Source organism: Amycolatopsis pretoriensis, assembly GCF_900107925.1.
Taxonomy (GTDB): Bacteria; Actinomycetota; Actinomycetes; order Mycobacteriales; family Pseudonocardiaceae; genus Amycolatopsis; species Amycolatopsis pretoriensis.
In genome coordinates this window covers 132,018-144,559 of the sequence record NZ_FNUJ01000001.1, presented here as the reverse complement: position 1 = coordinate 144,559, position 12,542 = coordinate 132,018, and the positions used below count along the sequence as shown (strand labels likewise).

The 12,542-nt window shown below is 71.9% G+C and carries 5 protein-coding genes; all 5 read right to left on the bottom strand.

The genetic code is table 11. The annotated features are described in order from the left end of the window. Window positions 1–7: 7 nt before the first annotated feature. The 5 genes from BLV96_RS00645 to BLV96_RS00625 all read right to left on the bottom strand — a co-directional run bounded on the left by BLV96_RS00645 (window position 8) and on the right by BLV96_RS00625 (window position 12,279). Window positions 8–283, bottom strand: coding sequence for a hypothetical protein (locus BLV96_RS00645; RefSeq protein WP_143050901.1), 276 nt, complete (start codon window positions 281–283; stop codon window positions 8–10). Between the two features lie 176 nt (window positions 284–459). Next, complete coding sequence (locus tag BLV96_RS00640; protein WP_086676412.1) at window positions 460–2,901, bottom strand: beta-L-arabinofuranosidase domain-containing protein; 2,442 nt, start codon at window positions 2,899–2,901, stop codon at window positions 460–462. After that, window positions 2,898–5,813 carry a glycosyl hydrolase gene (locus BLV96_RS00635; RefSeq protein ID WP_086676414.1) on the bottom strand — a complete coding sequence of 972 codons (2,916 nt, stop codon included), beginning with the start codon at window positions 5,811–5,813 and terminating at the stop codon, window positions 2,898–2,900. The genes BLV96_RS00640 and BLV96_RS00635 overlap by 4 nt, the downstream gene beginning before the upstream one ends. Further along, window positions 5,810–9,091, bottom strand: coding sequence for a glycosylhydrolase-like jelly roll fold domain-containing protein (locus BLV96_RS00630; protein WP_244179981.1), 3,282 nt, complete (start codon window positions 9,089–9,091; stop codon window positions 5,810–5,812). Before BLV96_RS00630 ends, BLV96_RS00635 begins: the two co-directional genes overlap by 4 nt. 11 nt (window positions 9,092–9,102) lie before the next feature. Further along, on the bottom strand, window positions 9,103–12,279 hold the full coding sequence (locus BLV96_RS00625; RefSeq protein ID WP_208608095.1) for a family 78 glycoside hydrolase catalytic domain: 3,177 nt from the start codon (window positions 12,277–12,279) through the stop codon (window positions 9,103–9,105). Window positions 12,280–12,542: the final 263 nt, after the last annotated feature.

The window sequence follows — 12,542 nt, the reverse complement described above, 5'->3', positions numbered from 1 at the left end:
GCGTGGGTCAGGCGGGCAGCGGCACGCGGCCGCCCCGGGAGGCGAGCAGGTGCGCGCCGCCGTCGGCGTTGTCCGCGCTCGCGGCGGTCGCGAGGACTTGCTCCGCGGTTTCGGAGCCGGTCTCCGGCGGGACGACCACCAGCGTGAGCCGCACGACCTGGTCGTCGTCGTGTCCCGTGGCGGGTGCCGCCGGCTTCGGCCGCAAGCGTCGTCCGGTGGTAAGTGGTGTGGTGGTGTTCGAGCCCGACGACATGTCGGTGCTCCCGTCCTCGGCTGTCGACATCGGCCGGATTGGGGCCGAGGACGGCGCAGGTTCGACCACTCGCGCTCGAAATGCTCTCGGACACCACCCAGCGTACACGACGGCTTCGCGGAGTGTGTCGAGACTGGCAAAGGGGCCACGACCACGAACCCGTGGAGAGCCGGCACCGCGCACCGGACTACCCGGACGACCGGCGCTCACGCACCCCCGTTCGCCAGGGCCCGGATCTCCGCGGCCCCCAGGGCCCGGCCGTACAGGCGGAAGTCCGCGACCGCGCCCTTCAGGTACGGGTGCTTCGGGTTCTGCGAGCGCCCCAGGTAGTTCAGCTGCGTGGCGCCCAGCAGGAGCGGGCTCATCTTCGGGGCCGGGTTCGCCCCGGTGAGCTCGCCGCCGAAGTACAGCCGCAGCCCCGTGCCCGCGGTCACCGCCACGTGCGTCCACTCCCCCGCCGGGAGCGCGACGGCCGCGTCCACGTAGTCCTCCGCCTCCATGCCGCCCAGCTTCATCGCGCACCGCGCCACGCCGAGTCCGGTGCGCGGGGTCAGGAAGAAGTACGACTGCGCGTTGAAGCCCAGGTCGAACACCCGCGCCGAGTTGACGAGCGCGTCCACCCGCACCCACATCGACACGGTCAGCTCGGTCAGGTTCGCCGGCAGGCCCGGGGCCAGCTCGACGTGCCCGTCGACGCCGTTCAGCTCGATCCCCCGCTCCCCCGCGGCGGCACCGCCGGCGCGCACCGCGGCCGGCCAGCGCCGCGTCGACTCGGCGAGGTTCGCGCCGAGCGGGTACACCGCCACGGTCTTCGGGGCCAGCCGGTCCGGCTTCGCGGCGAGGTAGACGCTGTAGTGCTCGTGCTGCACGTCCAGGAACGGGCTCAGCCGCAGGCGCTCCGCACCGGCCGCCACGCTGAACTCCGCCCGGCCGGGCTCCCGCCGCAGCGAGCGCGGGTCCACGGTCGGGATGACCGGCGGCACCGACGACCCGTGCCGCGCGGCGAGCACCAGCGGGCCGTACGTCAGGGCCGACACCGCGGGGTTGTCCGGCGCGGGCAGCCACCGCGGGGTCATCGGCAGGCGCAGCTCGACGACGTCGCCCGCGCGCCACCGCCGCCGGATCGTCGCGAACCGCCCCGGGGTCGCGGCCACCGGCACGCGGTTCACGGTCAGCCGCGGATGTGAAACCCACGAAGGGATCCGGACGCGCAGGGCGAACTCGCCGGAGCCGTCGACGCGCAGCCGAACGGTTTCGTCGTACGGGTACTCGGTCTCCATGCGCACCGACGCACCGCGGAAGTCCACTGTGGACGGGATGAACAGGTTGACCGACAGCGTGTCGCCCGAGGCGAAGTAGATGTTCTCCGCGTATTTGACGTGGGTTTCCAGGCCGGTGCCGTGGTCGCAGGTGAAGTTGCCGTAGTCGCTGCTGTAGGTGCCGGGGTCGGACGTCACGCCCTGCTTGCCCTGGCGCTGGGTCCCCGGCGTCAGCCCGGTGTAGTAGGTGACGAAGCCGTGCGCCGAGTCCGGGTCCTGTTCGCCGAGCAGCTGGTTGAGCAGCGTCCACTCGTAGTGGTCGAGGTATTCGGTGCGGGTCGGGTCCTGCAGGAACAGCAGCCGGCCGAGCTTGAGCATGTTGTAGCTGTTGCAGTTCTCGCAGGTGTTCTCGCCGAGCTGGCTGACGACCTGGTCCGGCGGGCCGAAGAACTCCGCGTTGGCGTTGCCGCCGATGACGTAGCTGTGGTGGTGCACGACCTGGTCCCAGAAGTACGTGGCGATCGTGCGGTAGCGCTGCTCGCCGGTCACGTCGTACTCGGCCGCCGCGCCGACGATCTTCGCGATGTCGGTGTTGGCGTGCCGCCCGGCGAGGGTGTCCTGGCGGGCGGCGAGCGGCGTGAAGATCTCGTCGTGGTCGAAGCGGCGGGCCAGCGTGAGGTGCAAGGGGTCTTTCGTTACGGCGTAGAGGTTCGCGAGAGCCTCGTTCATCCCGCCGAACTCGGTGTGCAGCACCTTCTGCATGGCATCGCGCGAAAGGGGCGCGGTGCGGGCGTCGATCCAGCGCGCGATGCCGCGGGCGACGTCGAGGGCGCATGCGGTACCGAGCAGCCGGTGCTGGTCGAGCAGGCCGGCGAGGATCTTGTGGATCGTGTAGTACGGCGCCCACACGGACTTGCCGGCTTCGAGGTTGACGAAGTCGGACTCCGGGAACGCGGAAAGGTAGCCCTCGGTGAACCCGGCGGCGGGCGCCGCGGCCTGGCACTCGGCCAGGGCGGCGACCAGCCGGGTGCTCTTCGCGGCCAGTTCGGCGTCGCGGGTGTTGGCGGCGGCGAGGGCCAGGCCGGACAGCAGGTGGCCGGTGGTGTGGCCGCGCAGCTGGACGTCCGGCGCTTCCCAGCCACCGCACGGTTCGGCGGTGGTGGGCAGGCCGACGGTGAGCCGGAAGGTGTGCAGCAGCCGGTCGAGGTCGACGAACTTCAGGTACGCGACGGTCCGGCGCATGTTCGCGAGGTACCGGCTTTCCAGCAGCCGGACCCCGCCGAGCGCGACGGGCCGAAGAGGCGTGACCTGAGCAGCCGACGCCTCCCACGGGACGACGGCGGCCAGGCCGAGGGCGGCACCAAGGCTGAGCGCGGTGCGTCTGGTCACCTTCGTCGGATCTCCTCCTGCCGGTAGGGCAGCAGGCGCACCGGCCCGACCAGCCCGTAGGCCTGCCGCGCCGCGATCGCGAACACGGCGGGACGGCTCACGCGGAGCCGGTTGTTCAGCGTGGTGGCGACTTCCACTTCGATGCTGTTGCGCCCGGGCTCGAGCCACGGCCCGACGTCGACCACCGGGTCGAGCACGTCGCACGGCGGGAGCGCGGCACCGTTCACCCACACGCGGTAGGTGTCGAACACCTCCCCCAGTTCCAGGTACGCGCCCAGCCCGCGGTCCCACCGGCCCAGGTCGACGGTGGTCCGGTAGCGCCCCACCCCCGACACGTCCTCCAGTCCGGGAATCGACGGCCAAGCCGCCAACGCGGACAACGAGAACCGCCGTTTCGGCTTGAGCGTCGACGTCGGGGTCGCCCCGGGCTGCCAGTCCTCGACTTCGAGGTCCCAAGTGGACAGTGCGATCGGCGCGGGCGGAGCGGCCACCGAGGTCCGCACGACCCGACCGGTCGACAACGTGGTCGAGTACGTGCCGGCCGCCGAAGCGCGCACCACCAGTTTCCCGTCGTGGTCCCGCACCTCCGGCGCGTCGGACGACACCGCGTGCGGACCGCGGCCGGCGGCCAGCCCGACGATCACCGACTGGCCCGGGTTCAACGACACCGAAACCCGGATCTTGTCGCCACTACGGGAGAACAAGCCCCATCGTGAGGTCTCGCCGGTCCACGCGTCGAGCACGAACGGCTGCGCGTTCCGGTCCTGAGCCGTCAGCCACACGTCCTGCGTGACGGCGGTGATCTTGCGGTTTTCCGCGTGCCGGGCGTTGCAGAGGTAGTAGTAATCGGTGTCACCGTCGATCCGGTGCACGCTCATCACGGTCGACGGGTCGTGCTCCACGTCGCGCGTGACACCCAGCGAGGCGAGCGCGGCCGGGATCCCGGTCGCGTCCGGCACCACACGCACCGAAGGCAGCGCGACCAACGCGGTGACCAGCGATCGCAGCCGGTCGTTCTCCCCCGGCTGCGCGATCCCCTCGGCGTGGACGTCGGTCCAGGTGCCGATGACGACCGTCGGCAGCCCCGCGCGAGCGAAGTCCAGCAGCCGCTGCGCCGCGTGGACGGACAGCGTGTGCTCGCTGCCGTGGAACTGGTCGCCGCCGAGGATCATCGCCTTGTAGGCGGGCCCGTCGGGCGCCAGCCTGCCGCGCCGGACGACCGCGCTCGGCAGGTCGAGGACACCTTCGCTGAGGAAGCCGTGGGTCCAGCCGGCCGGGATGCCGTCGTTGGTCGCCCACGGCGCGCCGATGCCGGTGGACGTCCAGCCCTTCTGGCGTAAGAACGCGAGGTCCACCTGCGGCCGCCCGGTGCGCAGGACGAGCTGGGTGCGGGCGAACCAGCCGGCGATGTCCGGCACGTGCCCCCACGTCGGCTGGCGCGGGCCCCACGCCTCGGCGTACCCGATGCCGTTGCCGTTGTACGGCGAGAAAGCCGCGAAGCCGGGCCATTCCGCGCCGGGCGCCATGGCGTAGGCGAAGCCGTGCAGCACGGCCTGGTTGACGCCGCCCGCGAAGACGCTGCCCATCGTCTGCAGCACCTTGTCCCAGGTGGTGTTGTACGCGCCGTTCGCGTACGCCGCGGACTCGCACGACAGCAGCCGGCGGCCGCCCATGTCCCGGCCGGAGGCGAGCACGCGGTAGTCGTCGAGGTTCTTGAACCCCAGCGACTCGCTTTCCGGCACGTCCAGCAGCGCGGCGCTGCGGAGGGCGTCGGTCTGCAGGCCGTAGGGCTGCCCGCGCAGCGTCATGCCGAGCCGGTGCGCGAAGTCCCGGATCGGGAGCAGGTGGTTCTCGTGGTAGAGATCGGAAAGCACCTGGTTGTAGTCGTCACGCACGTGGTTCGACGTGTCGGAGTCGAACGCGAACAGGTACTTCCCCTTGCGCTGCACGACGACCGGCAAGTACGGCAGCAGGTCGTACCCGGCCCGGCGACGGAACTCGGTGAGGAAGTCCGGCGTCCAGATCGTCGCGTCGGTCTCGATCTCCAGGGAGTCCTCGAACAGGTCACCGCCGACGTCCTTCAGCAGGCCGCGGATGGCGCGGGTGAGGATCGTCGAGTTCCACTCGTCCAGCACGGCTTTCGTGCCCGCGGCACCGAAGTGGTCCACGACGTAGGCGAGCGGTGCCGTGTGCGGACCGGCTTCCGGCTGCTGCGCCGAGCCACGGGCCCAGTACGCGAACAGCATCCACGTGCCCTCGGGCGCGGTCCAGTCGATCTGTCCGTTGTGAACGTCCACGGTGCGCACCGACGCCGGGTCCAGTACAACCGTGGCGGCCGTGGGCGAACCGACCACCAACGCGGCCTGGACGGCGATCAGGTCCTGTTTCCCCACCGCGGGTTCGGCGGGCACCAGCGCGGCCGGCGGCGGGCCGCTGTAGCCGCCGGTGACCGTGACGACGCCGTGGGCCAGCTCCTTGCTCGCCGCGACGTCGTCGGGCGTGATGGTCGGGACCGCGGTCGGCCAGCACGGGCCCATCGCGAGATCCACGGTCAGGCCACGCGCTTTCGCCCGCCGCAAAGCGGTTTCCACCGCGGCGAGCCAGGCGGGCGTGCCCCAGCCGTGGTGCTCGGGGTCCAGGACGGTCTGGACGCTGTGGTGGACGTCCTGGATTTCGACCCCGCCGAAGCCGGCGTCGGCGATCTGGTCGACCTCGCGGGCGATCTCGCCGAGGTCGACCAGGCCGTGCGGCCACCACCAGCGGAACTTCGCCGCGGTCGACGCGTCCGGCTTGGCGAACTGCTTCGCGAACGGCTTGCCGGATGCGGCGAGGGCGGGCGGGGCCCACGAGAGGGTCGCGCCGACACCGAGGGCGGCGCCGATCGTGAGGACGGTGCGTCTGCTGACGGTCATCGGGTGGGCTCCAAGCGGGCGGTGAGTGCGGCCTGCGGGCGCAGCGCGACCGGGCCGATCAGGCCGGACGGCAGGATCTTGTTGCGCGAGTTGGCCAGGGTGTTGGTGACGCGGACGCTGATCGCGTTGACACCCGGGTGCAGCGCGCTCGTGGCGTCCACTGTGTACGGGTGCCACAACGCGGCCGGCAGCTCGGTGCCGTTCACCGTCGCGGTGGCGAGGTCGTGCACCTCCCCGAGGTCGAGCACGAGCTTGCGACGGGCGAGGTCGGCCGCCGTGAGCGTCACCGTCGTCGTGTAGACGGCGCTGCCCGAGAACGTCGGCGCGAAGGTGGTCCACGAGCCGAGCGGGCGTTCGGTGGCGACGGCGCCGTCCTGCTCCAGCCGGACCGTCCACGGCCCGTCGAGGGCGATCGGCGTCAGCGGGTCGGTGACCTGCGCGGTGCCGCGGTAGGTGCGCCCGTCCGCCTGCCCGGTGAGCGCGTAGGTGCCGGGCGCGGTCGCGGTCACCGCCGCCCGCATCCCCTGCCGGTCGGCCGAGACCGAGGTGGCGGGCAGGGTGCCGTCGGTCAGGTGCGCGGTGTCGCGCACGCCCTTGCGGAACACCACACCGAGGGTCTCGTACGGCTGGAGCGTGATCGGGACGCCGGTGGTGGCCCGGCCGGCCGAGTACGCCGTGGCGGCCTTCGTGGTGCCGGCGCGCGGGTCCCAGATCTCCGGGGTGCCGCCGGCCGCGAAGGTCGCGGTGGTGGTGACCACGGCGTCGCTTTCGTTGTTGAGCAGGAACGCGGTGTCCGCGCCCCGGCCGGTGCGGGACACCCGGACGGCGTCGGCCGCGGGCTGCAGCCGGGCCGCGCCGAAGCCGGCGTTCTGCGCCAGGCCCGCGATCGCGTTCACGTCGGTGACGAGGGTGACCGCCCCCGACAGGGTCCGCAGCTCGCGCGCCAGGTCGGCGTCGCGGCCGGCCGCCTCCCGCGTCGGCAGCGGACCGACCGCGATCAGGTGCCCGCCGGTCCGGACGAACTTGGCCAGGGTGCGTGCGGTCGCCAGATCCAGGACCGGCGTCCGCGGCAGCACCGCGAGCCGGTAGCCCGCCTGGCCGACCTGCAGGGTGCCGCCGCGCACAGCGGCCTGGAAGCGCGCGGCCGGATCCCCGGACAGCGACGAGTCGCTCAGCAGGTCGAAGTCGACCTGCCCGCGTTCCAGCGCGTACGCCGTGGCGGAAAAGTCCTTGTCCAGCTGGTGGCCGCTGTCCGAAACGCGGGTCTGCTCGGCCGCCCGCTGCGGCTGGATCAGCGCCGTCCGGGCGAGGCTGGTGCCCCGGCCCAGTTCCATCACGCGGCCGATCCACGCGTCGACGTCGGGCATGTCCTCCCAGAACGTGCTGCGCGGGCCGAACGGCGGCGCGAACGTCACCGAGGTTTCGTCGGTGTACATCGCGTGCAGGAAGGTGAGGTTGACCCCGCGGGTGGCCAGCGCGCCGACGGTGGCGTGCATGTAGTCCGGCGCCACCTGCCAGCCCGCGTTGCCGAAGGTCTCCATCAGCGTCCGCGGCGCGCCGCTCTGGTGCGCGGCCGAGGAAGCGTTGCGCCCCAACGTGGTCTGCTCACCGGCGGTGTAGTCGGTGGTGATCATGTCGCTGCCGGGGACCTGCGCCCACTGGTTGTCCTTGGCCAGGTCACCGGTGGAGTTCATCCGCTGCTGCGGGCTCTGCTCGTCGAGCAGCGGGTTGGTGATCAGCTTCAGGCCGTGCCGGTCCATCCAGGCGGCTTCGCGCTGGTAGTAGCTGGTGGCGAAGAGGTTGTTCACGGCTCGCCAGTACGAGCCGGCCGCCCGGTCGGCGACGGCGTCGAGGCCGTCGGCCGCCGCGGTGTAGGCGACGCCGGGGGTGCCGCCGGCCGCGCGGACGGCGTCGGCGAGCCCGGGCGAGGAAGGCAGCCGCTTGAACGGGTGGGGCTGCGCGGACGCGATGAAGGGCTCGTCGTCCCAGAAGCCGGGCACGACCGTGCCCATGGCCCACGGGAACCGCCGCGCGTACTCCTCGGGCGCGATGCTCAGGAAGGCGTCGGTCGCGTTCGGGTCGAGCAGGTCGAGGTAGCCGCGGACGTACCCGCTGGAGTCGTCGCGCAGGAGGACCTGCGCGTAGACGTCGACCTGCCACGTCCCGGCGGGCACCTGCCAGGTGTCGCCCTTCAGTTCCACCGCGGCGGTCGTGCCCACCGGCCGCGCGGCCGCCGCCGTGACGCCGGCGAGATTCACCCGGGTCTGCCCGAAGTCCGCCAGCGCGGTGGCGTTGTCGAACGTCGACGTCCACAGCTTGGCGCCGTCCGGCGCGGTCACGGTCAGGTCGTCCCACAGCGAGCGCTGCGTGCCCTCGGCCGACACGGCCGCGGCGCCGGTCGGGTAGCTCGCGTCGGTGGCCGCGGGCTGCACGGTGTTGTTGATCTTCGGGGTGATCGTGTTCCCCGAGACCGTGACGTTGATCGTCTGGACGTGGGTCGGGGTGAAGCCCGGCGTGTTGACGCCGGTGGTCAGCCGCGTCCGGTTCGGACCGTCCACTTTGTACACGCTGGCCGCGCCCTTGGCGTCGACGTCCACGAGGTAGCCGTGGGTGCCGTCCGAGCGCACCGCCAGCTGGACGCCACCGGCGGTCAGCGTGACCTTGCCGCTCACGGTGTAGTCGGTCCACCCCGTCCCGGGCGTGAGCGGGGCGGCGCCGGGCGCGGTGGCCGGGTCGACGACGAGCTTGCCGGTGTCCACGCTCAGGCCCGAGGTCTCGGCGAGCTTCAGCTTCGAGGGCCCGGTGACGATCCGCGTGGACCGCAGCAGGCCTTTCAGCCGCAGGTCCGGGCGCGCCGGGATGGTCCGGTCACCGAGGGTGCCACCGTTCACGACGTAGTTCGCGCCGCGCCCGCTCGGGAAGTTGTTGTCGTTGAACAGCCACATCTTCATGCCGGTGCGCTGCGCCTCGCGCAGCACGTGCCCGACGAGGGTGAACCAGTCCTCGGACAGGAAGACCGGCTTCATCGAGTCGCCGCCGAGGGGGAAGATCACCGCCTCGTACACGCCCTTCGCGCGCATCTCCGCCATCTGCCGGTCGGTGATGTCCGCGGTGATGGTGTTGTTCCAGTACCAGTAGATCGCCGGGAGGCTGTCCTTCGGCGGGTTCGCGAACGCGGCCGGGTCGAAGCCGGGCGTGTCGTGCCCGGCGGTGGCCGGGGTGCTCACGCTCAGGGCGGTGACCACCGCGAGCACGAGGGACATCAGTGTCCTGCGCATGGGATTGCCTTTCAGCCGCGCGAAACGGGTTGCCGGAAGGTGTGGGTGCCCGCGCCGACGTGGTGGACCGCGTCGCCGATGTGCACTTCGGCCGTGCTGCCCGGCGGGACGGTGACGGTCAGCCGGTACTCGCGGTCGGACTTGGTCCACGCCGTGCTGACGCGGCCGTTCGGGGTCTCGTAGCTACCCGAAGCGGAAGTCAGCTCGCCGACGACCGCCGGGTCGATCACCAGCTTCCGGAAGCCCGCCGAGTCCGCGGCCTGGCCGATGCCGGTCAGGCGGGTGGTGAGCCAGCCGTCCATGGCGCCGAGCATGAAGTGGTCCTGCGACTGGCCGCTGCCGCCGTCCCAGGTCTCGCCGAGTGCGGTCAGCCCGGCCTGCACCTGGTGCCCCAGACTGGGGCTCGTGGTCTGCGTGGCGATCCGGTAGACGACGTCGTCGCGCCCGGCGTTCGAAAGCACCCGCAGCACGGACGGGAACGAGATCTCCCCCATCACCAGGTGCCAGCCGGCGGCCTCGATCGTGTCGACCAGGTGCTGGATCTGGCCGGCCCGCAGGTCGGCAGGCACCGCGCCCATGTCGAGCGCGAGGGCCGTCGCCCCCTGACCGCCGCCGCCGAACAGGCCGGTCGCCGCGTCGTAGTACTTGGCCCACACGGCTTTCGCCAGCGCGTCGGCCTGGGCGCGGTAGGTCGAGGCGTCCTGGCCGAGGGCCGTCGCCACCTTCGCGAGGCCGTCTTCGACCGCCCAGACCCCGAAGGAGCTGGGGATCGCCCTCGGCATGGCCGGCTTCTCGGTGGTGATCCAGTCGCCGAGGCCGTAGTCGTAGACGCCGTCGACCCAGCGCGCCGGTTGTCCTTGCAGGTAGGCGAGATAACGCCGCATCGCCGGGTAGAACCGGCTGAGCGGTTCCTTGTCGCCGTAGACCTGGTACGCCTTGAGCGGCACCTGGACCAGCGCGCCGCCCCAGTTCGGGTCGTCGCGGTAGGAGCCCGCGAGCGTCACGTGGTCCGGCACGGTGCTGGGCACCAGGCCGCTCGCCTCCTGGCCGTCGGCCATGTCCTGGACGATCTTGCCGAGGTAGGCCTGGACGTCGTAGTTGCGGGCGAGGGCGTCGAACGCGAGGTGGTCCTGTTCGAGCCAGCCGAGCTTTTCGCGGCTCGGGCAGTCGGTGAGGATGCTCTGCATGTTGTTCTCGACGGCGGCGCGGGTGAGCCGGTGGATGCCGTCGAGGGTCGCGTCGGAGGAGTCGAAGTCCCCGGCGGAGTCGTTGTCCGCCATGGTGCGCAGGCCGGTGACCGACAGCTGCGCGTCCTCCGGGACGCCGGCCACTTCGAGGTAGCGGAAGCCGTGGTAGGTGAAGTCTGGGTGCCAGGTCTGGTTCCCGCCTTTGCTCGTGAAGCTGTCCCAGATCGGCGCGCCGACGTTGCTGATGGACTGGTCGACGTGCCCGTCCCGCAACGCTTCCGCCGGGTAGATCCGCACGGACGTGCCCTTCGGCGCGGCGAGCGTCACCTGGGGCAGGCCGGCGATATTGCGGCCTACGTCGTAGACGCGCACGCCGGGCGCCGGACGCGAGATCTCCTTGCCGGGCAGCTGTTCCACGACCCGGACGGGTTCGGTCTGCCGGGCGGTGAGCTTGGCCGTGCTCGTCGCGGGCACCACCGGCGACCACGTCCGGCGGTCGGCGCCGGGGCGGTCCCAGCCGGGGATCTCGCGGCGGGCGTCGTAGTCCTCGCCGCCGTACCACTGGGACACCGTCGTGGCGCCGAGTGTGGTGCGCCAGCTCTCGTCGGTGACGATCCGCTTGGTCGTCCCGTCTGTTAGCGTTAACTCAAGCTGCGCGATGACTTGCGGGTCACTCGTCGTGCGCGCGAACTTCCGGTAGCGGCCGGAGGTGTGCAGCGCGTCCGCGGTGCCGTTGCCGACCGCGAGGCCGATCGTGTTGGCGCCGCCGCGGATCTGCTTGGTGACGTCGTAGGCGGCGTAGGTGACGTGGTCGGCGTAGTCGCTGTCGCCCGGCTCGAGGACGGCGTCGCCGACTCGGGTGCCGTTGAGGCTGGGCACGTAGACACCGAGGCCGCTGACGTAGAGGCGGGCGCTGGCGACGCGGCCGGGCACCGTGAAGTCCTTGGCGAACACCGGAAGCGCGGGCGGCAGCCAGGTCGCGGGCGCCGGTTGGCCGGTGACGGTCTTGGCGACGGTGAACGGGCCGTCGGCGGCCGTCTGGACCGTGTAGTCGACCGGGAAGTTCGGCGTCTTGCCGTCGGCGGTGAGCGTGTCGGTGCGCGGGTACAGCACGACCTGGTCGAAGGTCCGCGTGACGCCGAGGTCGAGGGTGAGCGAGACGTCGGCGTCTGGGCCGGTGTGCGCGGCGCTCTGGTACCCGGCGTTGCCGGCGTCCTCGGGGTTGGACGTGGTCAGGCCGTCGGCGACCAGGCCGGGCTCCCACTCCTTGCGCACGGTCTGGGTTTCCGAAGCGGTGACGTACTTCTGGCGCCCGTCGGCGAAGTTCACGCCCGGGTCGGCCGAGTCGCGCACCTGCAGTTCGGCCAGCTGCAGCCGGTAGGTGACGTCGGGGAACCGGCGGGTGTCGCCGGTGGTGACCATCCGGTTCTGGCTGTCCAGGGGTTGTTCGGCCAGCGGGAGGCCGAGCTTGGTGACGTCGAGCTTGACGTACCGCGCGGTCTGGCTCGGGAGGGTGACCACGACGGGCTGGGCGGGCTTCGCGCCGAGTTGCCACCGGCTGTTCGCGACCCAGCCGGCGGACCAGTCCTTTTGGTCGGTCAAGCCGGTTTCGAACCAGCCGGGGGCGCTCCAGGCGGAGGGGACGGGCCCCGACCAGACCCGCACGCGCCAGTGGACGCGCTGGCGGCTGCCGAGGGCGCGGCCGGCGTAGTCGAGGGCGGTGGCGGTGCCCGCGACGCGGCCGGTGTCCCAGAGGTCGGGGCGGGCCAGCCGCGCTTCCGAGGTGGCGGCTTGGACTTCGTACGCGGTCTGGTCGCGGGCGGTGGTCCGCCAGCTCAGCTCGGGGGTGGTGTCGTCCGTGCCCAGCGGCCGGTCGAGGTGGTTCGCGCGGAGACCGGTGGCGGCGAAGGGGTTCCCAGCTTGGGCCGGGACGGCGGTTCCGGCGGTCGCCGCGACGACGAGCGCGGCGAGGGCGAGGAGACGGCGGGATCTGGGGCGCACGGCAGCTCCTGGGGACGGCCGTCGGCGAGCGGCCTGGATTCGACGATGAATCGTTTCAACTCTGGGAGAAGCGGTTACGGCAGCGCTCAAAAGAAAAGGGGATACTGCGATGCCAGGCGATTGAAAGGTTTCAGGTGCCCGACGAGCAGACGCTACCTTGCGCCCGAAGCCGAAGTCAATGACGCCGAACGGCCGGGGCGAACGATCTTCCCGGGCAGCGGTCGGCTCCGCGGGACGGCGATCGGCGCGTTCCACCACCGATC

Bases quoted from the DNA above. Each gene is read 5' to 3' on its own strand.
- BLV96_RS00645 (WP_143050901.1), bottom strand. From the start codon at position 283: ATGTCGACAGCCGAGGACGGGAGCACCGACATGTCGTCGGGCTCGAAC.
- BLV96_RS00635 (WP_086676414.1), bottom strand. From the start codon at position 5,813: ATGACCGTCAGCAGACGCACCGTCCTCACGATCGGCGCCGCCCTCGGT.
- BLV96_RS00630 (WP_244179981.1), bottom strand. From the start codon at position 9,091: ATGCGCAGGACACTGATGTCCCTCGTGCTCGCGGTGGTCACCGCCCTG.